This is a genomic window from Sphingomonas sp. Marseille-Q8236 (genome assembly GCF_965112005.1).
This window is the reverse complement of sequence record NZ_CBCOPO010000001.1, coordinates 1,142,715-1,164,185: the sequence shown is the minus strand read 5'-3', so window position 1 is coordinate 1,164,185 and position 21,471 is coordinate 1,142,715. Positions and strand designations below refer to the sequence as shown.

Genomic DNA, 21,471 nt, shown 5'->3' with positions numbered 1-21,471 from the left:
CTACGGCAACCAGCCTTGCAGTTCGCGTTCGATCAATCCGCGCAGCATCGTCACGCCGATCTCGCTATCGTTGAGGCACGGCAGATAGGCGAAGTGGGTGCCGCCCGCGCCCTCGAAACTTTCGCGCCCGCGAATCGCCAGCTCCTCCAGCGTCTCGATGCAATCCGCCGAAAAGCCCGGAGCCAGAATCGCCACCTTGCGAATCCCGCGCCCGGGCAAGGCCTCCAGCGTCACATCGGTCGCGGGTTCGAGCCATTTGGCGCGGCCAAAGCGCGACTGGAAGGCGACCAGCAACTCTCGGCCGTCCAGCGTGTCCTTCATCGCCTCGGCCAGCAGGCGCGCGGTCTTGCGGCAATGGCAATGATAGGGGTCGCCCAGTTCCAGCGTCCGTTGCGGCATGCCGTGGAAGCTGGCGACGATCGCCTCGGGCTCGAAATCCAGAACGGCAAGCTGCGCCTCCAACTGGGTCTTCAGCGCATTGATATAGAGAGGATCGTCATAATAAGGCGGCAGAGTGCGAATCGCCGGTTGCCAGCGCATCGTCGCCAGATGCGCGAACGCCTTGTCATTGGCGGTCGCCGTCGTCGCCGCGCAATATTGCGGGTAAAGCGGGGCGAGCAATATACGCTCGCACCCGGCATCCTTCATCGCCTGGACCCGCTCGGCGATGGCGGGGCGGCCATAGCGCATCGCCCAGTCGACCAGCACGCCGGGCCCGAACATATCCTTCACCGCCTCAGCCTGCGCCCGCGTGATCGCGGCCAGGGGCGAGCCGTCGTCGCGCCACACCAGAGAATAGGCATGGGCCGATTTCTTCGGTCGTGTGTTCAGGATGATGCCGCGCAGGATCGGCTGCCATAGCAGAGCCGGAATCTCGATCACCCGGCGATCCGACAGGAACTCGCCCAGATACCGCTTCACCGCCCGAGGCTCCGGCGCGTCGGGCGTGCCGAGGTTCATCAGGAGCACGCCGATCTTGGCGCGCGGGACGGGGGGATGGTCGGGGGGCAGCATCAGGCGGACAACTCCATGGGCAGGCTTCGTATCCTTGGGCTTCCGGGCAGGGTAGCCAGCGCATTGGCGATGGCGGGGGCAACCGGGGGCACGGCCAGTTCGCCGACACCGCCGGACGCGTCGTCGGAGGCGATCAGTTCGACCGTGATGTCGGGCGTGTCGGCCAGACGCGGCAGCCGCAGCGCCCCCAGCCGCGCGGGCTCGGCCAAGCCCCTGACAAATCCCATATCCGCACCGAACAGATTGGCGAGGCCGAAGATCAGCCCGCCCTCCACCTGCTGGCGCACGATGTCGGGGTTGACCACCCGCCCGCAATCGAGCGCGGCGACCAGCCGGTCGACCACCGGCCGGCCGTCCTCACCCCGATGCGCCTCGGCCAGCACCGCGATATAGCTGCCGCGAAAGGCGTGTACCGCCACCCCCTGCCCGCTGCCCGCCCCGCCGCCTTCCCAGCCCCCCAGCGAAGCGGCAGTGGACAGGCCCCGGGCGAGCCGGGGTTCGTCGCCCAGCATCCTGATCCGCCACGCCAGCGGATCGACCCCGGCATGTCCCGCCAGTTCGTCGATGAACGATTCGCTGGCAAACACATTGGCGACATGCGCCCCGCCCCGCACATGGCCGGTCGGAATCGGCAGGTCCGCGTCGTGATGATGCACCGCCAGCGCGGGAATTGCATAAGGCGGCACCGCGCCGCCCATGGCATAGGCATCCCCCCTGCCCTGCCCCCGCATCCCCCAGCGCGCCGGTCCGCCTGGCATGACCCGGTGCGCCAGTTCCGGCCCGGTCGACGGCGTCGCGATCCGGCTTCGCCAGCCGACAATCCGCCCTTTGGCGACCCGCGCGGTCAGCCTGGCCAGAGCGGGCGCGCGAAACGCGTCACGACGCAGGTCATCGGCGCGCGACCATTGCAGATTGACCGGACGCTTCAGCTTCGCGGCGATCGTCGCCGCCTGTATCGCCGCATCCGATTCCAGCGCGACACCGAACGAGCCGCCGATCGGCATGGGGTGGACGATCACCCGATCCGGGTTCAGCCCCACCGCGTCCGCCGCCAGCGCACGGACCTGTGCCGGAACCTGGGTGGGCACCCACAGCTCCAGCGCGTCGTCGCGCCATGCCGCCACCGCCGCGCGCGGCTCGATCGCGGCATGGACGCCGACACCGATCCGATAGCGTGCCTCGACCAGTCCTTCGCCTTCCAGGGCATCGGCGACATCGCCGCGCGTCATGACCGTTCGCCCATCCGCGCCCAACGCCTTGTCGAGTGCCTGCGCAATCCCCGCGCTGCTCGGCACCGGCCCGTCGGTCACCGCCCGCGGGGCCGCCGCGTCCAATCCCCGTTGGGCGATCCACCAGCTCGCGGCCGCGACCGCCACCCAGTCGCCGCCCTCGATCACATCGACCACGCCGGTGACCTTCATCGCGGCATCGCGATTCAGCCGGATGGCGCGGGTCCGCCCCAGCGGCGCATGGCGGATCGCAACATGCACCATGTCGGGCAAGCGGATGTCGGCGGTGAAATTGGCGGCCCCGTCGATCTTGGCGGGTGAATCGAGCCGGGGAAGGTCGCTCCCCGCCAGTCGCCCCGCGCCACCGCTCCCCAGCGGCAAGGGCGCGGGCACCGTCTCCCCCGCCGCCGCCTCGGCCAGTTCGGAGAAGCGCAGCCGCTTGCCGTCATGGATGATGAAGCCGTCCTTGGCCTCGCACGCGGTCCAGTCCACGCCCCAACGGCGCGCGGCGGCCTGCGCCATCAGCGCGCGGGCGGTCGCGGCGGCGGCGCGGGCGGGAGCCTCGAACATGCGGATCGAACTCGAGCCACCGGTCAGCATCACCATGTCGCGCCGCAGCCATTCGGCGCGCATCGCCCCGGACAGTCGATCGAAGGCGCCCTCGAACAGCGAATCGACGCCGACCGGATTGGCGTAGAGCGGATTGATCGGGGCGGGTTCCACCGCGACCGTCCGCCAGTCCGCACCCAATTCGTCGGCGACGATCTGGGCCAGCGTGGTCGTGATGCCCTGCCCATGTTCGGCCTGCGGCACCGCGACGGTGACGATGCCGTCACGCCCGATCTTCAGCCAGGCGCCAAAGGCCTGCTCGCCCGGATTGACGGTCAGATTGGGTGCATAGGCGCGCGGCCACAGGCTCCAGGCGACGAGCAACCCGACGCCTGCGCCGCCGCCGATGAGTATGTTGCGCCTGTTCACATCCATCGGGTCGAGCCTTAACGCGCAAGGGCAGTCAGGCAAGCCGGGGGTTTCGCTGTCTGATAGCGAGGGGATCGATCGTTCGCGCGAAAGCCCGAAGGTTTTTGCGCGCGGAGGCCCGGAGGACGCAGAGATGGATCGGCCACACCGCCATCCCGCCACCTAGATCGGCAGACCGGCCTTGCGGCCGGATCAAACACCTCCGCGCCCTCCGCGTCTCCGCGCGAACCAAAAATCTTCGCGACTTCGCGTGAATCTCATTTTGGCGACCGTCACGGCGTGGCCTTCGACTTCGCTCAGGCTGAACGGAGGTTGGGATGAAGGTTACCTACGTTCGCGCTGAGCGAAGTCGAAGCGCACGCCCCAATTCTGCCCATACGCCCCACTCGCACGGCACCCCCACCCATGGTCTTGGTGTTGTCGCGCGACCCTTCTATGGAAGCGGGTCAGAGATAAGGGAAACGCGCTTGATCCTGCCCATGCTCGCGGCCGCCACCGGCCATATCCGGTTCGAGGATCTGGGGTTGCACCCGGATGTCTTCTCGATCGGCTTCTTCACGCTGCGCTGGTACAGCCTGGCCTATATCACCGGCATCCTGTTCGGCTGGTGGTATCTGGGCAAAATGCTCGACCGGCCGGGCGCGCCCATGTCGCGCGCGCATGCCGACGACCTCGTCTTTTACGCCACGCTGGGCATCATCCTGGGCGGGCGGTTCGGCTATGTGATCTTCTATGCGCCGGAGATGTTCCTGCACCCCTTGCGCATCGTTCGGCTGTGGGATGGGGGCATGAGTTTCCATGGCGGCGCGGTGGGTACCGGGGTCGGCGTCATCCTGTTCGCGCGCAAGCACAAGCTCAACTGGCTGCGCATCCTCGACTATCTGGTCTGCGCCGCGCCGGTCGGACTGTTCCTGGGGCGCCTCGCCAATTTCGTGAACGGCGAATTATGGGGCAAGCCGTCGGACGTGCCCTGGGCGATCATCTTCCCGCGCACCGTGCCCTTCGGCCTGCCCGACCCGGCGCGCCACCCGAGCCAGCTTTACGAAGCGGGGCTGGAGGGACTGGTGCTGTTCGCGGTGATGAGCTTCGCCTTCTGGCGGACCCAGTCGCGCTACGATCCGGGCAAGCTGTCGGGCCTGTTCCTGCTGGGTTACGGCATCGCGCGCTTCATCGTGGAGTTCTTCCGCGAACCCGACCAGCAGCTCCGCGCCTTTGCGCAGGTGACCGGGCTGCACATGGGCCAGTGGCTATGCGTGCCGATGATCCTGGGCGGCCTGTATCTGATGAACAGCGCCAAGGGCCGCCGTGTCCGGGTCGAGCCGATCGCGGGGGCCGACAGCGTCGCCTGACGGTCTTGCGGTCCCCGGGTTCGGGGGGCAGAGCGGGGGCATGACGAACCCGTTGATCCCCCCCGCCGGTCACCAGCCCGCGCCAGAGGATGCATTGCCCGAACGGCTCGCCCGCGCCATTGCGCTGGCCGGGCCGATCCCGGTGGCGCAGTTCATGGCCGCCGCCAATGCGCATTATTACGGCACCCGCGATCCCCTGGGCGCGGGTGGCGACTTCACCACCAGCCCCGAGATCAGCCAGATGTTCGGCGAACTGATCGGTCTGTGGTGCGCCGATCTGTGGGACCGGGCGGGACGGCCCGCGATTCACTGGGTCGAACTGGGGCCGGGGCGCGGCACGCTGGCAGCGGATGCCCGGCGGGCCATGGCGAAGGCGGGGCTGACGCCGCCCATCCATTTCGTCGAGACCAGCGCCACCTTGCGCGCGGCGCAGGGCCAGCGGGTGGAGGACGCCCGGTGGCACGACAGCGTCGAGACGCTGCCCACCGATCGCCCGCTCATCGTCGTCGCCAATGAGTTCTTCGATGCGCTGCCGATCCGGCAACTGGTACGGCGCGGCGATGGCTGGCACGAGCGGCTGGTCGCGGCGCAGGACCTGCTGTTCCTGCCGATCGCGGGGCCACCCGTGCCTGCCGAGGTCATTCCCGAACCGTTGCGCGAGGCGGAGGCCGGTTCGGTCATCGAGGTCTCCCCCGCCAGCGTCGCGGTGATGCGGACCCTTGCCGCCCGGATCGCCGCGCAGGGCGGCGCCGCGCTGATCGTCGATTATGGCTATGAAGGCCCCGCCATCGCCGACACGTTGCAGGCGGTCCGGGGCCATGCCTATGCCAACCCCTTCGACCGGCCCGGCGAGCAGGATCTGAGCGCGCATGTAGACTTCACGACGCTCGCCGCCGCCGCGCAGTCCGTCGGTCTCTCCGCGTTCGGCCCGGTGACGCAGCGCGATCTGCTCGGCGCGCTCGGCATCGACCAGCGGGCTGCCAGCCTGGCTCGTGCGCATCCGGACCGTGCCGATGCGTTGCTCGCCGATCGCAACAGGCTGATGCAGGACATGGGTACGCTGTTCCGCGCGCTGGCGGTGACGCGCCCCGACTGGCCCGTCCCGGCGGGGTATGGCGAATGATCGTCTATCGCGACGCCGCGCCCGGCGATGGCGAGACGCTGGCCGCGATGGCGCGCGCCGCCTTCACCGACACCTTCGGGCATCTCTACCCGCCCGCCGATCTGAACGCCTTTCTCGACGAGGCTTTCGGGCCGGAGGGTTTGCCGAGCCAGATCGGCGACCCCGATTTCACCATCCGGCTGGCGGTCGAGGGGGATGCGATCATCGGCTTTGCCAAGATCGGCCCCGTGGGCTTTCCCGGCGAATGGCCGGCCGATGCGGTCGAACTCTATCAGTTGTACGTCGCGTCGAGCCATTTGGGGGCGGGCGTCGGCCCTGCGCTGATGGACTGGACGATCGCGACCGCACGGCAATGCGGGGCGAGCGCGCTGATCCTGTCGGTCTATGTCGACAACCACCGGGCCAAGGCCTTTTATGCACGCTACGGCTTTGTCGATATCGGCCGCTATGATTTCCCGGTGGGCGACACCATCGATGAGGACCGGATCATGAGATTGTCGCTATGAGCGTCGAAGCGCTGAACACCCCGCTGCTAGACGCGGTGCCGCACGCATTTCTCGGGCGGCGCGGCGGTGTGTCAGGGGGCATCCATAGCGGTCTGAACGTCGGTCTGGGATCCGAGGACGACGCGGACGCCGTAGCGGAAAACCGCCGCCGCGCGCGCGATGCGGTGCTTCCCGGTGGCCGCCTCATCACCTGCTATCAGATTCATTCGGCGGAAGCGGTGACGGTGCTGACCGCACCGGAGGACGATATCCGCCCGCATGGCGATGCGCTGGTGACCGATCGTCCGGGGCTGCTGCTCGGCATTCTGACCGCCGACTGTGCGCCGGTGCTGTTCGCCGACGCCCAGGCCGGGGTGATCGGCGCGGCGCATGCCGGATGGAAGGGGGCGTTTGGCGGCATCACCGATGCCACCCTGATCGCGATGGAAGCGCTCGGGGCGCAGCGCGACCGTATCGCGGCCGCCATCGGGCCGTGCATCGCGCGCGCCAGCTATGAGGTCGATACCGCCTTCCTGCGCCGCTTCGTCGAACAGGCGCCCGAGAATGAACGCTTCTTCGCCGATGGCACGCGGGCGGATCATTACCAGTTCGACCTCGAAGCCTATGTCGCCCACCGCCTCGCCGCCGCCGGGGTCGCACGCGTCGCCGCGCTGGGCGAGGACACCTATGCGCAGGAGGACCGATTCTTCAGCTTCCGCCGCGCCACCCATCGCGGCGAGCCCTCTTATGGTCGCCAGATTTCGCTGATCGGGCTGGCTTGAGCCTCGCCAAAGCCGTTTGCCACGCTATCCTTGGGGCATAGCCGCCGACAGAGCGGCCCTCTTGTCCCAAGGAGACCATCATGCCGACCGAATCCGATCTGACCGGCGTTCCGCCCCAGGGTCAGGCCCCGGCCGACCGCGCGAGCGATGCGACCAGCATCGGCGATCGCAAGCTGAAGCCATCGACGCTGATGATGGGTCATGGCTATGACCCGGTTCTGTCCGAAGGGTCGCTCAAGCCGCCGATCTTCCTGACCTCGACCTTCGTCTTCCCCAATGCGGCGGCGGGGAAGCGCCATTTCGAGGGCGTGACCGGCAAGCGTCCCGGCGGTGCCGATGGCCTGGTCTATTCGCGCTTCAACGGTCCGAACCAGGAGATTCTGGAGGATCGCCTCGCCATCTGGGACGAGGCGGAGGATGCGCTGACCTTCTCCAGCGGCATGGCGGCGATCGCGACCCTGTTCCTGTCGATGGTCCAGCCGGGCGACGTGATCGTCCATTCGGGCCCACTCTATGCCGCGACCGAGACGCTGATCGGCCGCATCCTGGGCCGGTTCGGGGTCAAGTGGCTCGACTTTCCCGCCGGGGCCACCCGCGAGGAAATCGACGGCGTGCTGGAAAAGGCCGCCTCGATCGGCCGGGTCGCGCTGATCTATCTGGAAAGCCCCGCCAATCCGACCAATGCGCTGGTCGATATCGAAGCAGTCTCGGCCGCGCGCGACGCGGCCTTCGCCGATGCCCCCGAAAAGCCCCCCATCGCGATCGACAACACGTTTCTCGGCCCGCTCTGGCAGCGTCCGCTCAAGCACGGGGCCGATCTCGTCGTCTATTCGCTGACCAAATATGCCGGCGGCCATTCCGATCTGGTCGCGGGCGGCGTGCTGGGGTCCAAGGCGCACATCGCCACCATCCGTTCGATGCGCAACACCATCGGCACCATCTGCGACCCCAATACCGCTTGGATGCTGCTCCGCTCGCTGGAGACGCTGGAATTGCGGATGAGCCGCGCGGGCGAGAATGCGGCCAAGGTCTGCGCTTACTTGCGCGATCACCCCAAGGTCGAGCGGGTCGGCTATCTGGGCTTTCTGGAGGGAACGCCGGGCCTGGAGCGGCAGGCGGATATCTATCGCCGCCACTGCACCGGCGGCGGATCGACCTTCTCGCTCTATCTCAAGGGCGGCGAGGCCGAGTCCTTCCGCTTCCTGGACGCGCTTCGCATCGCCAAGCTGGCGGTCAGCCTGGGCGGGACCGAAACGCTGGCCAGCCACCCGGCGGCGATGACGCATCTATCCGTGCCCGACGAGCGCAAGGCGGCGTTGGGGATCACCGACAATCTAGTCCGCATCTCGATCGGGGTCGAGGATGCCGATGACCTGATCGCCGATTGCGAACAGGCGCTGGCTGCGATCTGACCGATGCGAGGGGGGTGCGCTTCGGCCCGCCCCCTTATTCGGCTGCGGCGAGCGCGGTATAGAGCCGCGCGGTCAACCGCCCCAGCGTCGCGCGGAACAGCCCGGTGTCGCCCAGCGCGCGCGATAGCAGGATTGCACCCTGGATGCCGCTGACCACATCCTGCGCCAGCACCGTGGCATGCCCCTCCGCCACGCCGCCGCGCACCAGCCCCCCCCTGCAACGCGGCGATCCAGCGTTGGAAATAGCCCGTAATCGGCGCAGCAAAAGGCTCACGCGTCGCACCCAGTCCCCAGGCCCCGATCAGGCAGGCGCGCTGCCCCGATTCGAAATAGCGATCCACCGCGACCATCATCGCATCGATTCCCGCGCGCGGCTCCGCCGCCTGCGCGAGCGGGGTAAAGATCGACTCCTCGAACCAGCGCGCGATATCGTCCAGCACGGCGGCGGCCATCTCGCGCTTTCCACCGGGGAAGAAGTGATACAGGCTGCCCCGCCCCAGCCCCGTCGCGGTCCCGATCAGCGACAGGCTGGCCCCGGCATAGCCATATTCGCGAAATACCTCTGCCAGCCCCGGCAGCGCGTCCGCGCGCTCGGCGATCATCCGGGCCATGGCTACAGCCCCAGCTCGGTCAGCGACGGGTGTCCCTCAGGACGGGCCCCCAGCGGCCAGCGGAACAGGCGATCGGCCTCGCCGATGGGCAGGTCGTTGATCGAGGCGATCCGGCGCCGCATCCGGCCGTCCTCGGCAAAGTCCCAATTCTCATTGCCATAGGATCGAAACCACTGCCCATCCTCATCATGCCATTCATAGGCGAAGCGGACCGCGATCCGCGCCCCCTCCTGCGCCCATAATTCCTTGATGAGGCGATATTCCTGCTCCCGCGTCCATTTGTGGCGAAGAAAGGCGACGATCGCATCATGTCCGGTGATGAATTCGGCGCGGTTCCGCCACTGGCAGTCGGGCGTATAGGCCTGCACCACGCGCGCGGGGTCACGACTGTTCCAGGCATCTTCGGCCGCGCGGACCTTTTGCACGGCGGTGTCGGGCGTGAATGGTGGCAGCGGGGGACGCATATCCCTGACCCCTTTCGACATTGGCGACTGTGTATCGATCGGTACAGTGAGGATGGATCACGGGCAATGGGCATCTGTGCACGATGCCGGGAAAATATGGACGGCGATCGCCGCTGTCGGTCGCCGCGCGCTTCAAGGCCATGACATTGAAATCAATGGAACAGTGCAAATCGTTCCGCTTACTGTCACCGCTGACGATACATTAAATCATTAAGGTTTCTTTGGTACCCTTTCCTTAACCGCGCGCCATGCTTACCGCTCACCAGATCGACCTGATTCAGGACAGCTTCGCCGAAGTCCTTCCCATCACCGACGCGGCAGCCTCCGAATTCTATCGACGGCTTTTCCAACTCGCCCCCGAAACCCGGCCGCTGTTCCGCAAAGACATGGCGGAGCAGGGGCGCAAGCTGTTCCTGACCCTCGCCACGGTGGTGGACGCGTTGGACCGCCTGGATAGCATCATACCTGTGGCGCAGGAGCTCGCGCTCCGACATGTCGGCTATGGCGCCAAGCCGCACCATTATCAGGCGGTCGGATCGGCCTTGATCGAGACGTTGCGGGGCGGTCTTGGCCCCGCATTCGACCATGAGACCGAAGCCGCCTGGGCCGCCGCCTATACCATCCTGGCCGATACCATGCTGGCGGCGACGCGCTCGAACCAGGCGGGATGACGACCCCATCGCCGCCCGCCCGCGCGCCGAGCCTGGATTCGCATCTGAAAGGCATTGCGGGCCGACTGATCGATATTGCGGGCTGCGTCGCGTCGGAGGCGGAGGCGGCCACGGCGAGCGTCCGGGGCATGAGCAGCCAGGCCGCCCGCGTGGCGGCGCTGGCCGCCGATCTCGATTCGGCGGCGGGCTTGATGGCGGACGCGGTCCGGCAGCAAGGCGAGGCGCTGGCCATGGCCCGCAAGGCGTTGATCGCCAACAAGCCGATCGTCGGGGCGCTGGAACAGTCGGTCGACCGCGTCGCTTCGATCAGCGCCGCCATCGCAACGATCGCGCAGGAGAGCCGTATCCTGAGCCTGAACGCACGAATCGAGGCCGCCCGCGCCGGATCCGAGGGCAGCGCCTATGCCGTGGTGGCCGCCGAAATGTCGGTGCTGGCGACGCGCACGAAAGCGGCCACCGACGATATCGGCGCAAGCGCCCTGGCCATCGCCGATGACGTCGGTGCCACGGGGAAGGTCGTCGCCGCGTACGAAATGCTGGTGAGCGAGCAGGACGAACTGCTCGCCCGCTCGCTCAATCATGCGTCCGGTCAACGCAGCACCGCCCGCCAACTCGCGGCGATCACGGCGGAAGCGGCCGCCGCAACGGATCACGCCGCCTCCGCGATCGGCCGGGTGGGTGCCCATGCCGTGGCCGTCAAAGTGCTGGCGCGCCAGCTCGCCAAATTGGGCAGGAATGACGATCCCGCACGCGATACGCAGTCGGCCCAGGCTGCGGACAAGGCAATCGTGGTTTAGACCGAGTCGACATCCACGCAGAACGCTATCCCCCCGCCCCATGTAAACGGAAGCTACTCGTTTGGCAGATGGTTGGAGGTGTGCCCGGTGCTCCCTCTCTCCATCAAGCCTTCGGTCCGCCAGCGTCCCTATGAGGAGAAGGCATGGCGTGGAAGTCGATCGGCATGGAGCGTTTTGCGTCGCCGTGACCGCCTCGCGGACGTGGGTTCGCACGGCGCGGCGCTTTCGATCCCCGGCTACTTCGCGCGGCGGCCGCGATGCCCGGGCGTCGCTCTTCCTCGCACGTCGCCCCGAATCGCAATCACCCCTGCCGATGATTCAGACCTAGCGGGACACGCTCCAGACGCGGCGGCGCTCGGATGGTTCGGCGCGCCATCCCATGTGGTGCCCGACGCCTGACATACGAAAAGGCCCGGCGTCGCATTGCTGCAACGCCGGGCCCGGTCGCCCGAAAAGGGATGGCTTACTCAGACGAAGGGATCAGCCTTCGTTCTGCAGGTTTACGGCAGCGTACTTGCCGCGACGATCGACTTCGATCTCGAACTGCAGGCGGTCGCCTTCGTTCAGCGAACCCATGCCGGCACGCTCGACGGCCGAGATGTGGACGAACGCGTCAGGCTGGCCATCGTCGCGCTGAATGAAGCCGAAGCCCTTCATCGCGTTGAAGAACTTGACCGTGCCGGTCGCCTTCTCGCCGGTCAGCTGACGCTGGGGCGCGCCGCCGAAACCGCCGGCGCCTGCGCCGCCACGCGGACCACGATCGCGGTCGCCGCCAAAGCCGCCTTCACGCGGTTCGCGAGGCGCACGTTCCTGAACCGGGAGCGGCTCGCCCTCGATCTTCAGTTCGGTGGCCGAGATGCGACCGCCGCGATCGACCAGGGTGAAGCCGAGCGGCTGACCCTCGGCCAGACCGGTCAGGCCCGCCTGCTCGACGGCCGAGATGTGAACGAACACGTCTTCGCCGCCATCATCACGCACGACGAAGCCGAAACCCTTCTGCGCGTTGAAGAACTTGACGACACCGGTGCCTTCGCCAACGACCTGGGGGGGCATGCCGCCGCCGCCACGGCCGCCGCCGAAGCCGCCGCCACCGCCGCCACGGTAACCGCCGCCACCGCCGCCGCCGAAGCCGCCGCGGTCACCACCGCCGAAGCCACCACGGTCGCCGCCGAAGCCGCCGCCACCGAAACGGTCGCCGCCGCCGAAGCCGCCGCCACCGAAGCGGTCACCGCCACCGAAGCCGCCGCCACCGAAGCCGCCGCCACCGAAATCGTCGCTACCGCCGAAATTGTCCCGCTTGTCGCGACCACGCGTGCCGCGGTTGCCTCGGCTACCTCTATCGAAACCCATAAGCCCTGTTCGTCTTCCCGGTTCGCCCGCAAATGCTATCCTCAAGAACCGTGCGCCGGACGAAGAGCGCGGGTCTTTCGGCGCCAAACCTTTTGCGCCTAGTTGCCAGTCATAACGCAGATGCCGACACATCGCGAACGAAATCGTGCGAGCCCGTCTCGGTTTGGCGCGAACGAGGCAGATTGCGTCGGAATTGTGGCCGAAACTCCACAACATCGGTGAAACCCGGATGCACGACAGCCCCCAAGTCCGTCGATCGCGGTTGAGGCTTGGGGGATCGCCCGCTAGGGCAGAGCATATGACCGTTCATCTGCACGAAGAAGACATTCCCGCCGACCTGTTCGCGCCCGGAGCCTCGATCGCCGTCGATACCGAGACGATGGGCCTGATCACCCCGCGCGATCGGCTGTGCGTCGTCCAGTTGTCCGATGGCGGACCGGACGAGCATCTCGTCCGCTTCGGGCCCGACAGCGACTATGCCGCGCCCCATCTGCGCGCGCTGCTCGCCGATCCGGCCCGGTTGAAGCTCTATCATTTCGGGCGGTTCGATATTGCCGCGATTCGCCATTATCTCGGCGTCGTCGCCGGGCCTGTCTATTGCACCAAGATCGCCTCGCGCCTGATCCGCACCTATACGGACCGCCACGGCCTGAAGGAGCTGGTGCGCGAGTTGCTCGGCGTCGAGCTGTCCAAGGCGCAGCAATCCTCGGACTGGGGCGCGCCCGAACTGTCCGACGCGCAGCGCGAATATGCCGCATCCGACGTGCGCTATCTGCACCGGATGAAGGTGGAACTGGACAAGCGCCTCCTACGCGAAGGGCGGATGGAACTGGCCCAGGCCTGTTTCGATTTCCTCCCCGCGCGGGCCGAACTGGACCTCGCCGGCTGGCCCGAGGTCGATATCTTCGCCCACGCCTGATCCGCGGCTCGCAGGGAGAGGCACCAGCATGTCCGAAATCGCCGACCGCGTCCGCACCCAGCGCCAGCATTGGGCCGCGCCGGGCAGCCGCCACGACCGGTTCGTGACGCTGGCCCGCTGGATGCTGCCCAGCGCGATCGGCGTGCTGACCGCCTTCCTGGTGATGGCGCCGGTCTATTCGTCGAGCGAAGTGTCCTTCGTGCTCGACAAGAAGAAGGTCGAGGTCGCCAAGGAGCGGCTGAAGATCCAGGCGGCGCAGTATCGCGGTGTCGACGACAAGGGGCAGCCCTTCTCGCTCGATGCCGGTTCGGCGATCCAGCGCAGCTCGGCCGAGCCGGTGGTGCAGCTCAACAATCTGGCCGCCGCGATCCGGCTGTCCGATGGTCCCGCCACGGTCAGCGCCAATTCGGGCCGCTACGACATGCGTACCGAACAGGTGAAGCTGGACGGGCCGCTCGACTTCAAATCGGCGGGCGGATACGATCTTCAGACGCATGACGCGACCGTCGATCTTCAGCAGCGAACGCTGGAATCGGGCGGTGCGGTGACGGGCCGCGTGCCGCAAGGGACGTTCAGCGCGAACAAGCTGCGTGCCAATCTGGAGGATCGCACCGTCCGGCTGGAAGGCAACGCCCGCTTGCGCATCGTGCCGTAAAGACCGAAATAGCCGCCCATGCACAAGCTTTTCGCCGCGACGGCCCCGGCCCTACTCGTTCTCGCTGCCTCCGCCGCGGCGCAGACCCGGCATGACAGCCGTGCCCCCGTCGATTTCGGCGCGGACGTCATCGAGTTGCAGGACAAGGCGAATCGCGGCGTCCTGTCGGGCAATGTCGTGCTGCGCCAGGCGGAGATGACGCTGACGGCCGCGCGGATGGTCATCCATTATACGGGGCAGGTGATCGGCGGAAAGCCGCAGGTGTCGCGGTTCGAGGCGTCGGGCAATGTCGTCGTCAAGCGCCCCAACCAGACCGCACGCGCCAATTACGGCATCTATGACCTGAACCGCCGGGTCATCACCATGCTGGGCAATGTCACGCTGACCCAGGACGGCAACACCGTGAATGGCGGGCGCCTGACGCTGAACCTCGATACCGGTCGCGCGGTGATCGACGGATCGTCGGTGGCGGGTGGCGCATCGTCGGGCAATGGCGGTACGGTGAGCCGCGCTCCATCGGGCCGGGTCACGGGCACCTTCTCGGTTCCCGATCGCAACTGAGGCGTGACGCGCGGGGGCGGCCCGCGCTAACGTCGCATCAGGTAAGGAAAGAACGGGCCGATGGACATGGAAACCCCGATTCGCGAGGCAGATCAGCGCTCGGGCCATCGCACCAGCCCCGTGTCGGAGCCGCCGGTCTCCAACGGCCTGCAGGTCGTGTCCATCGCCAAGAGCTATGACAAGCGCACCGTCCTGACCGATGTGTCGGTGTCGGTCGGGCGCGGCGAGGTGATCGGCCTGCTCGGCCCCAATGGCGCGGGCAAGACGACCTGCTTCTATTCGGTCATGGGACTGGTGAAACCCGATTCGGGTCGCATCATGCTCGATGGCGAGGATATTACGGGGCTTCCCATGTATCGCCGCGCGATCCTGGGCCTGGGCTATCTGCCGCAGGAAACCTCGATCTTTCGCGGACTGTCGATCGAGAAGAATATCCTGACCGTGCTGGAACTGGCCGAACCCGATCCGGCCGAACGCGCGCGCAAGCTGGACAAGCTGCTGGAGGAATTCGGGCTGACCCGGCTGCGCACGGCACCGGCCATGGCGCTGTCGGGGGGCGAGCGTCGCCGGGCGGAGATCGCGCGCGCGCTGGCCGCCGATCCGTCGATCATGCTGCTCGACGAGCCCTTTGCGGGCATCGACCCGATCTCGATCGCCGACATTCGCGATCTGGTGAAGGATCTGAAGCGGCGTGACATCGGCGTTCTGATCACCGACCATAATGTCCGCGAGACGCTCGACATCGTCGATCGCGCTTACATCATCTATGACGGTCGCGTGCTGTTCTCGGGATCGCCCGAGGAACTGGTCGCCGACGCCAATGTCCGTCGCCTTTATCTGGGCGAGGGCTTTTCGCTCTGATCCGATGACCGCGCGCCGCCGATCCATTCCCCTCGATGGTCCCGGCGCGAACCGGCGGGCGGCGGTATGAGCCTGTCCCCCCGGCTGGACATTCGCCAGTCCCAATCGCTGGTGATGACGCCGCAGTTGCAGCAGGCGATCAAGCTGCTGGCGCTGTCCAATCTGGAGATCGAGGCGTTCATCGCGGAGGAGGTGGAGAAGAACCCCCTGCTCGACGCGACCGCCGTCCGAGAGGTGGCTACCCCCGAACGTCCCGAGCGCGACGCCCCGGCCGGCGCGGACGAGTTGGTCACCGGCACCGCCCCGCCCGAGGATCGCGGGCTCGACTTGGACTATGCGACCGAGAGCCATCAGCAAGACAGCGTCGCCGATGGCGGCACCGGCCGCGACGGCGCATTGTCGCTGAACGGCGGAACGGGCAGCGGTGGGCTTGGCGGCGAGGATGGCCCCGACTGGGACGCGCTGCCCGGCGACGCGCCCCATCTGGCCGAACATCTGGAGGCGCAGGTCGCGCTGATCCTGTCGGGGGTGGAACTGACCATCGCCGCGCACATCATCGATCAACTGGACGAGGCGGGCTATCTGACCGTGCCCCTGGCCGAGATCGCCGAGCGTCTGGGCGTGCCGCTGGACCAGGTTGAATCGGTCCTGACGGTCGTACAGAGCCTGGAGCCCACCGGCGTCGGTGCGCGCGATCTGGCCGAATGCCTGGCGCTCCAGGCCAAGGAGGTCGATCGCTACGACCCCTGCATGGCGCGGCTGATCGCCAATCTCGACCTGCTGGCACGCGGCGACCTCGCCCGGTTGAAGCGGCTGTGCGGCGTCGATGACGAGGATATGGCGGACATGATCCGCGAGCTTCGCGGTTATGATCCCAAGCCCGGCTGCCGCTATGGCGGAGAGCCGACCCAGGCGGTGGTGCCCGACCTGTTCGTCACGCGGATCAGGAATGGCTGGGGCATAGAGCTGAACACCGCCACCCTGCCCCGTGTGCTGGTCAACCGCCGCTATTATCAGGAGCTGCGCCACGGGCCGCAGGACAAGGGGTCGAAGGCGTGGCTGGCCGATTGCCTGGCCAGCGCCAACTGGCTGATGAAGGCGCTCGACCAGCGTCAACGGACGATCATCAGAGTCGCCACCGAAATCGTGAAGCAGCAGGAGGCATTCTTTCTCCACGGCGTCGCGCATCTGAAGCCGCTGACCCTGGCCCGGGTGGCGGAAGCGATCGGGATGCACGAATCGACGGTCAGCCGCGTGACGAGCAACAAATATCTCAGCTGCGCGCGCGGGCTGTACGAGTTGAAATATTTCTTCACGAGCGGAATTGCGGCGGCGGATGGTGGCGATGCGGTATCGGCGGAGGCGGTGAAGAGCGCGATCCGGGCATTGATCGCTGGCGAAGGCGCCAAGATCCTGTCCGACGACACGCTGGTCGAACTGCTTCAGGCCAAAGGCTTCGACATCGCGCGGCGGACCGTCGCCAAATATCGCGAGTCGCTGGGGATCGGCAGTTCGGTCCAGCGGCGTCGCGCGCGCGCACTGAACGGCTGACCGCGCCCGCATCTTGTCGCACGACCCCGGTGTATTATATCGAAGATACACCAGATCCGGAGTATCCCGCGATGGGCAAGAAGAAACACAAGAAGAAGCAGAAAAAGGCGGCGCAGGCCGAACAGGCCGCATCGGCTGCCCCCTCGCCGCTGCACCGCATGGGGCAGGCGTTGCTCGATCAGGCGCGTAGCCCGATGGGGCGACAGCTGATCGCCTCCGGCCTGGTCGTCGCCGCTGCGGCTCTGGCGCGAGAGACCACCCGATCGACACCGGACGACGCCGCACGGGCCGAGACGGAGGGTGAAACGAAAGACGGGCTGCCGCGCGATCCCGCCCGATCGCCCCCGGCAGCGTCCGAGGCGGCTGCGCTTGCCGGACTGGCGCTGTCCGCGCTCGACCAGTTCATTCGCCGCAAGACGCCCGAGGACAAGGCCTAGATCGATTGCCGAGCCGCCGCCATCCCCCCGGCCAACGGGGATGGCAGCAATGCGCGCTTGGAAAATTATCGACCGGCAAGAGAAGCGGCCAGCCGCGGTAAACGGGGGGAGCGACCCTATCGCTCAACCCCCGGCACCGACGCGCGATGCCGGTCTTTCCGGCGGCTTCCACTCCTGCTTATCTTATTATGATGCGCGGCGATGCGGCAGCCTAGGCCGACCCGCGCCAGAAGCATAGCAAAAAAAAGGCTGGTCCGAGGACCAGCCATGAAAGTTTTTAGGAGAGGATGCCTGAAAGGCCCGTCCTCTTTGGCCGAGAATCGCGATTAACACAAATGCAAGCTCATCAATTTTACTTGCAATTTATGCATTCGTATATGCCTCCTCTGGTTTCTTACGGCAGATCAATAATTTTCCGCCTTTGCAGGGTGCAGCGTGAAATGCCGTCCTTCGACCCGCTAACATAGAGCATGACTGACAAGAACATGTTGAAACACTGTGGCGTTTATAGCCTTCGAATGCCCAGGCTTTACTCCCGGTTGTGCAGCGCTCCCATCATGTGAAAATTCTTTCAGAACGAAAAACTACCGTTGATTATGACTGTTTTTGGACAAATGGAGCAATCTATAGGTTGACGTCCCGTTATTGACGGTTAGGTCAAGCTGAAAATAACAGGAGCGTATCATGGCCGACGAACCTATCGATGTGAATGCCGTAGAACTGGCGACCGAATTGACGATCGCGTGGCTCGGAAATCCGAATACCCGCACGTCTTCCGAAGAGGTTCCGGCGTTCCTGAACAAGATGCACGAAACCGTGTCTTCGCTTCTGGGCAGCGCGCCGCAGACGGCCGATGTCGAATCGCCCGCCGAATATGTTCCGGCGGTTTCGGTTCGCAAGTCGCTGGCGTCGAAGGATCACATCGTCTCGATGATCGACGGCAAGCCCTACAAGACCTTGCGTCGTCATCTCGCGACCCATGGCCTGACGCCGGAAGAGTATCGCGAACGTTATGGCCTGAAGCCCGATTATCCGATGGTCGCCGAAAGCTATTCGGAAAGCCGTCGCGCCATGGCCAAGAAAATCGGCCTGGGCCGCAAGCCCGGCGCTCGCAACGCCGCCGGTGCCGCGCCCGCGCGCAAGCCGCGCAAGGGTGAAAGCGCCGCCGACGCCGAATAAGATCGCCGCGATCCTCCCATCGCGCGGACGGCCCGTTCGATCGATGTCACTCGTCTCCCGGAGTGGCATCGGTCGGGCGGGCCGTTTTCGTTGAGCCGAAAGGCGCGGACGGCACGCCTCTTCCGCCTATGCTGCCCTTTGCGGCTATCGAGCGCGCAGGCTCCTGCCACCGAGCATCCCGTGTCATGGTCCTGAGTTTGCAACTCGGACGCCTGCACCCCGGTCCACGCGGATTCGGGTGCCCAATTCAGCGCCCGCCAGACGGCGGTGGAGCGCGCCTTACTGCCCGAAACTTCCCTTGCGATAGAGCAGCGTGATCGCGACGCGGCGGTTGCGCGGGTCGGACGGATTGTCGGCGATGATCGGCTCGCGATCGGCGACGCCCTCGATCCGCTCGAAGCGCGACTCGGGGATGCCTCCGGCGGCCAGGCGACGACGGGTCGACTCGGCGCGGCTGGACGACAGCATCCAGTTGTTCATCGCACGCGGATCGCCATAGCTCACCGCATCGGTATGCCCGCGGATCATGATCGTGTTGGGCAGGTCGGAAATCGACTTGGCGATGGTACCGATCAGGGTCGACGCCTCGGGCTCCAACTGGGTCGTGCCGCTGGCGAACATCGAATAATCGGCATTGTCGACCAGATCGATGCGCAGCCCGTCCTGGGTCGGTATGAAGCGGACCTGTCGCGCCAGCTTTTTGAGGCTGGGCGTCGATTCCATCTTCTGTTGCACCGCCTTTTGCAGTTCGGCGAAGCTCTTGCGATCCTGCGCCATCGCATTGGGATTGCGCAGCGACCCCTTGGGGCCGGTACCGACCTGCTCGCCGCCCTCGCCCGAAACCTTGGGTACGATCAGCTGCACGAGGCCGGAGGAGCCGCTCTGTCGCTCGCCCGCCCCCGGTCCGCCCGACAGGACGCCGCCGCCGATCCCCATCGAACGGGTATCGAGCAGCGTCGGCGCGAAATAATCGGCAATGCCCTTGCGCTGCTTTTCGGTCGTCGCGCCCAGCAGCCAGAGCAGCAGGAAGAAAGCCATCATCGCGGTCACGAAGTCGGCATAGGCCACCTTCCACGCGCCGCCATGATGCCCGCCATGACCATCCGCAATGATCTTCTTGACGATGACGATCTTGGGCGGCTCGTTCTTGCCGTGCGGTGCGCGCGCCATGGCTTACTTGCCCCGCAGACCGTCGAACACCTCGGCGAAACCGGGCTGGTCCTTGTGCTTGATGCCCGAGCGCGCGGCTTCGATGACCAAAGGCTGGGGATGGCCGTGGAGCGAGGCGATGATGATCTGCTTGACCACGTGATAGATGGCGGCGTCGGCGTCGATCACCTGCTTCAACCGGCCCGCAAACGGGTTGACGATGCCATAGGCGAGCAACACGCCCATGAAGGTGCCGACGAGCGCCGAGCCGATCATCCCGCCCAGCACGCTCGGCGGCTTGTCGATCGAGCCCATGGTCTTCACGATGCCGAGCACGGCGGCGACGATGCCCAGGGCGGGCAGCGAGTCGGCCAGACTCTGCAACGTGCCCTGCGGCCCTTCGACCTCGTGATGATGGGTCTTGATCGCGTTGTCCATGACCTCCTCGACCGCATGCACGTCGAGCGTACCCGACGACACCACGACCAGGCGCAGCGTGTCCGCGATCAGGTTGACCAGCGTATGGTCGGCGGCCAGGCGGGGATATTCGGCGAAGACCGAGGAGGACTTGGGGTCCTCGACATGCGGTTCCAGCGCGATCGGGCCCTCGGTGCGCAGCATCTTCATCAGCTTGGAGACGAGGAAGATGACGTCGAGATAATCCTGCTTCTTGTATTTGGGCCCCTTGAAGATCTTGCCCATCGCGCCGCCCAGCGCCTTCAGCTCGGCGCCGGAGTTGCCGATGACGAGCGCACCGACGGCCGCACCGCCGATGATGAGCATTTCATGGGGAATCGCCTCGAACACGGGCCCCAGCGCGCCGCCAGTGATGGCGAAGCCGCCGAAGACCATGCCGAGCAGAATGACAAGGCCGATGGCAGGAAACATGGTGAACCGATTCTCCAGCAGGGACCGGCACGGAGGCCGTCAGATGTCTGAATTAACCGGATTTGGTCACCATAGGGTTACCGCGCGGAAAAGGAGGCGCGGACCCCATGGCGATTATTTCAGATAATCGAACAGCGACAGGCCCGACAGCTTCGTAAAGCTGGCCTGGGTCGCCTGAAGCACGGTCATGGTCTGTTGCAACTGCGCGATATTGGTCGCGATGTCGACATCTTCGACGCTCGAGCGAAGCGTGGCACGATCGGTGCTGGCGGTCTGCAGCATCGTCTCTTGCAGTTCGACCCGCGTGCCGCGCGCACCGACCGAGGCCTGCACCGCGCCGACATTGTCGTTGGCCGCGTTCAACTGGTCGATCGCGCTGCTGATCGTGGAGGTGGCGCTGCCCGGCGTCTTGAGCGCGGTGATCAGGTTGTTCAGCACCGAGAAGGTGTCGGTGCTGCCCGACTTGAAGACGCGCTCCGCCCCGACCGTGATCTCGACCGACTGGTCGCTGTCGATCGGTATCGCCGACGTCTTGGGATCGGCATAGCTGTAGCTGCCGTTGGACACCTGAACGGGATTGGTGCCGTCGACCGTGCCGAACAAGGGCTGGCCGCGCATGTCGCGCGTATTGCCCAGCGTCACGAGCTGGTCGCGAATGGCGGTCAACTGATCGCCGATCACCGAACGGTCATAGTCGCTGAGCGTGCCGTTGGCCGCCTTGGTCGCCAGTTCGATGGCATTCTGCAACTGGCCGGCGATCGAGCCCAGCGTGGTATCGACCTGCTGGAGCACCGATTTGGCGACCGACACATTGCTCTTATACACCTCGGCATCGGCGTCGGCGCGGTTAAGCTGCGCGACCTGTGCCGAGGCGGCGGCATCGTCGGACGGCTTGAGCAGTTTCTTGCCCGTCGCGTTCTGCGTCATCAGCTCGTTGGCCTTGCTTTGCAGGGCCGTCATGCGACGCGTGGCGCTTTCATACAGGGTGGAGGTCGAAATCTGCATC

Annotated in this window: 22 protein-coding genes and 1 pseudogene; 14 read left to right on the top strand and 9 right to left on the bottom strand. The window is 66.2% G+C overall.

The features are described from left to right. Both hemH and ACWPWT_RS05495 read right to left on the bottom strand, forming a co-directional pair. A complete protein-coding gene (gene hemH / locus ACWPWT_RS05500; RefSeq protein ID WP_454278865.1) occupies positions 1-1,014 on the bottom strand; it encodes a ferrochelatase in 1,014 nt (337 codons plus the stop codon). Beyond that, positions 1,014-3,227: a molybdopterin cofactor-binding domain-containing protein gene (locus ACWPWT_RS05495; RefSeq protein WP_454278864.1), complete on the bottom strand. Its 2,214-nt coding sequence runs from the start codon at positions 3,225-3,227 to the stop codon at positions 1,014-1,016. Before ACWPWT_RS05495 ends, hemH begins: the two co-directional genes overlap by 1 nt. 461 nt (positions 3,228-3,688) lie before the next feature. On the opposite strand from ACWPWT_RS05495, the gene lgt reads away from it, so the two are divergent. The 5 genes from lgt (at position 3,689) to ACWPWT_RS05470 (ending at position 8,372) form a co-directional block, all read left to right on the top strand. Next, the gene (gene lgt, locus ACWPWT_RS05490) at positions 3,689-4,570 is read left to right on the top strand and encodes a prolipoprotein diacylglyceryl transferase (RefSeq protein ID WP_454278863.1); all 882 of its coding nucleotides are present in this window, start codon (positions 3,689-3,691) and stop codon (positions 4,568-4,570) included. A 40-nt stretch (positions 4,571-4,610) separates the two neighbouring features. Continuing rightward, positions 4,611-5,693, top strand: a complete 1,083-nt coding sequence (locus ACWPWT_RS05485; RefSeq protein ID WP_454278862.1) for a class I SAM-dependent methyltransferase — start codon at positions 4,611-4,613, stop codon at positions 5,691-5,693. Then, positions 5,690-6,199, top strand: a complete 510-nt coding sequence (locus ACWPWT_RS05480) for a GNAT family N-acetyltransferase (protein ID WP_261268592.1) — start codon at positions 5,690-5,692, stop codon at positions 6,197-6,199. Before ACWPWT_RS05485 ends, ACWPWT_RS05480 begins: the two co-directional genes overlap by 4 nt. Beyond that, on the top strand, positions 6,196-6,960 hold the full coding sequence (gene pgeF, locus ACWPWT_RS05475) for a peptidoglycan editing factor PgeF (RefSeq protein ID WP_454278861.1): 765 nt from the start codon (positions 6,196-6,198) through the stop codon (positions 6,958-6,960). The genes ACWPWT_RS05480 and pgeF overlap by 4 nt, the downstream gene beginning before the upstream one ends. 80 nt (positions 6,961-7,040) lie before the next feature. Further along, entirely contained in the window at positions 7,041-8,372 is a 1,332-nt protein-coding gene (locus ACWPWT_RS05470) for a cystathionine gamma-synthase family protein (protein ID WP_454278860.1), read from the top strand. Between the two features lie 34 nt (positions 8,373-8,406). Here ACWPWT_RS05470 and ACWPWT_RS05465 read toward each other — a convergent pair whose 3' ends face one another. The 3 genes and pseudogenes from ACWPWT_RS05465 to ACWPWT_RS05455 form a co-directional block, all read right to left on the bottom strand. Further along, positions 8,407-8,577 carry a hypothetical protein gene (locus tag ACWPWT_RS05465; protein ID WP_454279935.1) on the bottom strand — a complete coding sequence of 57 codons (171 nt, stop codon included), beginning with the start codon at positions 8,575-8,577 and terminating at the stop codon, positions 8,407-8,409. A gap of 292 nt (positions 8,578-8,869) precedes the next feature. Then, positions 8,870-8,974: pseudogene (locus ACWPWT_RS05460) on the bottom strand (TetR/AcrR family transcriptional regulator); the annotation flags it as partial. A gap of 11 nt (positions 8,975-8,985) precedes the next feature. Beyond that, a complete protein-coding gene (locus tag ACWPWT_RS05455) occupies positions 8,986-9,447 on the bottom strand; it encodes a nuclear transport factor 2 family protein (protein ID WP_454278859.1) in 462 nt (153 codons plus the stop codon). A gap of 248 nt (positions 9,448-9,695) precedes the next feature. Here ACWPWT_RS05455 and ACWPWT_RS05450 point away from each other — a divergent pair, with 248 nt between their 5' ends. Next, positions 9,696-10,118, top strand: a complete 423-nt coding sequence (locus ACWPWT_RS05450) for a globin family protein (protein ID WP_454278858.1) — start codon at positions 9,696-9,698, stop codon at positions 10,116-10,118. Positions 10,119-10,246: 128 nt separating this feature from the next. Next, positions 10,247-10,915 carry a methyl-accepting chemotaxis protein gene (locus tag ACWPWT_RS05445; protein WP_454278857.1) on the top strand — a complete coding sequence of 223 codons (669 nt, stop codon included), beginning with the start codon at positions 10,247-10,249 and terminating at the stop codon, positions 10,913-10,915. Between the two features lie 480 nt (positions 10,916-11,395). On the opposite strand, the gene ACWPWT_RS05440 is transcribed toward ACWPWT_RS05445, so the two are convergent. Continuing rightward, complete coding sequence (locus ACWPWT_RS05440) at positions 11,396-12,265, bottom strand: cold-shock protein (protein ID WP_454278856.1); 870 nt, start codon at positions 12,263-12,265, stop codon at positions 11,396-11,398. A 298-nt stretch (positions 12,266-12,563) separates the two neighbouring features. Between ACWPWT_RS05440 and ACWPWT_RS05435 the strand changes: the two genes are divergently transcribed. The 7 genes from ACWPWT_RS05435 to ACWPWT_RS05405 all read left to right on the top strand — a co-directional run bounded on the left by ACWPWT_RS05435 (position 12,564) and on the right by ACWPWT_RS05405 (position 18,428). Further along, on the top strand, positions 12,564-13,184 hold the full coding sequence (locus ACWPWT_RS05435; protein ID WP_454278855.1) for a ribonuclease D: 621 nt from the start codon (positions 12,564-12,566) through the stop codon (positions 13,182-13,184). A 28-nt stretch (positions 13,185-13,212) separates the two neighbouring features. Then, positions 13,213-13,839 (top strand): LPS export ABC transporter periplasmic protein LptC, encoded by a 627-nt coding sequence (gene lptC / locus ACWPWT_RS05430; RefSeq protein WP_261268584.1) that lies wholly within the window; start codon positions 13,213-13,215, stop codon positions 13,837-13,839. 18 nt (positions 13,840-13,857) lie between these two features. Then, positions 13,858-14,400 (top strand): LptA/OstA family protein, encoded by a 543-nt coding sequence (locus tag ACWPWT_RS05425; RefSeq protein ID WP_261268583.1) that lies wholly within the window; start codon positions 13,858-13,860, stop codon positions 14,398-14,400. A 60-nt stretch (positions 14,401-14,460) separates the two neighbouring features. Beyond that, positions 14,461-15,261 carry an LPS export ABC transporter ATP-binding protein gene (gene lptB, locus ACWPWT_RS05420; RefSeq protein ID WP_261268582.1) on the top strand — a complete coding sequence of 267 codons (801 nt, stop codon included), beginning with the start codon at positions 14,461-14,463 and terminating at the stop codon, positions 15,259-15,261. Positions 15,262-15,327: 66 nt separating this feature from the next. Next, positions 15,328-16,812 carry an RNA polymerase factor sigma-54 gene (gene rpoN / locus ACWPWT_RS05415; RefSeq protein WP_454278854.1) on the top strand — a complete coding sequence of 495 codons (1,485 nt, stop codon included), beginning with the start codon at positions 15,328-15,330 and terminating at the stop codon, positions 16,810-16,812. Positions 16,813-16,883: 71 nt separating this feature from the next. Beyond that, positions 16,884-17,249 carry a hypothetical protein gene (locus ACWPWT_RS05410; RefSeq protein WP_454278853.1) on the top strand — a complete coding sequence of 122 codons (366 nt, stop codon included), beginning with the start codon at positions 16,884-16,886 and terminating at the stop codon, positions 17,247-17,249. Positions 17,250-17,933: 684 nt separating this feature from the next. Beyond that, positions 17,934-18,428, top strand: a complete 495-nt coding sequence (locus tag ACWPWT_RS05405; protein ID WP_454278852.1) for a MucR family transcriptional regulator — start codon at positions 17,934-17,936, stop codon at positions 18,426-18,428. A gap of 279 nt (positions 18,429-18,707) precedes the next feature. Here ACWPWT_RS05405 and ACWPWT_RS05400 read toward each other — a convergent pair whose 3' ends face one another. From ACWPWT_RS05400 to flgL, 3 genes are all read right to left on the bottom strand, one after another. Continuing rightward, a complete protein-coding gene (locus ACWPWT_RS05400) occupies positions 18,708-19,598 on the bottom strand; it encodes a flagellar motor protein MotB (protein ID WP_454278851.1) in 891 nt (296 codons plus the stop codon). A 3-nt stretch (positions 19,599-19,601) separates the two neighbouring features. Continuing rightward, a complete protein-coding gene (gene motA, locus ACWPWT_RS05395; protein WP_261268577.1) occupies positions 19,602-20,465 on the bottom strand; it encodes a flagellar motor stator protein MotA in 864 nt (287 codons plus the stop codon). 114 nt (positions 20,466-20,579) lie between these two features. Continuing rightward, the gene (gene flgL / locus ACWPWT_RS05390; protein WP_454278850.1) at positions 20,580-21,470 is read right to left on the bottom strand and encodes a flagellar hook-associated protein FlgL; all 891 of its coding nucleotides are present in this window, start codon (positions 21,468-21,470) and stop codon (positions 20,580-20,582) included. Position 21,471: the final 1 nt, after the last annotated feature.

What these genes read in the sequence shown, in the direction of transcription:
- hemH (WP_454278865.1), bottom strand. Translation starts at nt 1,014, where the DNA reads ATGCTGCCCCCCGACCATCCCCCCGTCCCGCGCGCCAAGATCGGCGTG.
- ACWPWT_RS05495 (WP_454278864.1), bottom strand. Translation starts at nt 3,227, where the DNA reads ATGGATGTGAACAGGCGCAACATACTCATCGGCGGCGGCGCAGGCGTC.
- ACWPWT_RS05485 (WP_454278862.1), top strand. Translation starts at nt 4,611, where the DNA reads ATGACGAACCCGTTGATCCCCCCCGCCGGTCACCAGCCCGCGCCAGAG.
- ACWPWT_RS05480 (WP_261268592.1), top strand. Translation starts at nt 5,690, where the DNA reads ATGATCGTCTATCGCGACGCCGCGCCCGGCGATGGCGAGACGCTGGCC.
- pgeF (WP_454278861.1), top strand. Translation starts at nt 6,196, where the DNA reads ATGAGCGTCGAAGCGCTGAACACCCCGCTGCTAGACGCGGTGCCGCAC.
- ACWPWT_RS05470 (WP_454278860.1), top strand. Translation starts at nt 7,041, where the DNA reads ATGCCGACCGAATCCGATCTGACCGGCGTTCCGCCCCAGGGTCAGGCC.
- ACWPWT_RS05455 (WP_454278859.1), bottom strand. Translation starts at nt 9,447, where the DNA reads ATGCGTCCCCCGCTGCCACCATTCACGCCCGACACCGCCGTGCAAAAG.
- ACWPWT_RS05450 (WP_454278858.1), top strand. Translation starts at nt 9,696, where the DNA reads ATGCTTACCGCTCACCAGATCGACCTGATTCAGGACAGCTTCGCCGAA.
- ACWPWT_RS05445 (WP_454278857.1), top strand. Translation starts at nt 10,247, where the DNA reads ATGAGCAGCCAGGCCGCCCGCGTGGCGGCGCTGGCCGCCGATCTCGAT.
- ACWPWT_RS05440 (WP_454278856.1), bottom strand. Translation starts at nt 12,265, where the DNA reads ATGGGTTTCGATAGAGGTAGCCGAGGCAACCGCGGCACGCGTGGTCGC.
- ACWPWT_RS05435 (WP_454278855.1), top strand. Translation starts at nt 12,564, where the DNA reads ATGACCGTTCATCTGCACGAAGAAGACATTCCCGCCGACCTGTTCGCG.
- lptC (WP_261268584.1), top strand. Translation starts at nt 13,213, where the DNA reads ATGTCCGAAATCGCCGACCGCGTCCGCACCCAGCGCCAGCATTGGGCC.
- ACWPWT_RS05425 (WP_261268583.1), top strand. Translation starts at nt 13,858, where the DNA reads ATGCACAAGCTTTTCGCCGCGACGGCCCCGGCCCTACTCGTTCTCGCT.
- lptB (WP_261268582.1), top strand. Translation starts at nt 14,461, where the DNA reads ATGGACATGGAAACCCCGATTCGCGAGGCAGATCAGCGCTCGGGCCAT.
- rpoN (WP_454278854.1), top strand. Translation starts at nt 15,328, where the DNA reads ATGAGCCTGTCCCCCCGGCTGGACATTCGCCAGTCCCAATCGCTGGTG.
- ACWPWT_RS05410 (WP_454278853.1), top strand. Translation starts at nt 16,884, where the DNA reads ATGGGCAAGAAGAAACACAAGAAGAAGCAGAAAAAGGCGGCGCAGGCC.
- ACWPWT_RS05405 (WP_454278852.1), top strand. Translation starts at nt 17,934, where the DNA reads ATGGCCGACGAACCTATCGATGTGAATGCCGTAGAACTGGCGACCGAA.
- ACWPWT_RS05400 (WP_454278851.1), bottom strand. Translation starts at nt 19,598, where the DNA reads ATGGCGCGCGCACCGCACGGCAAGAACGAGCCGCCCAAGATCGTCATC.
- motA (WP_261268577.1), bottom strand. Translation starts at nt 20,465, where the DNA reads ATGTTTCCTGCCATCGGCCTTGTCATTCTGCTCGGCATGGTCTTCGGC.
- flgL (WP_454278850.1), bottom strand. Translation starts at nt 21,470, where the DNA reads ATGCAGATTTCGACCTCCACCCTGTATGAAAGCGCCACGCGTCGCATG.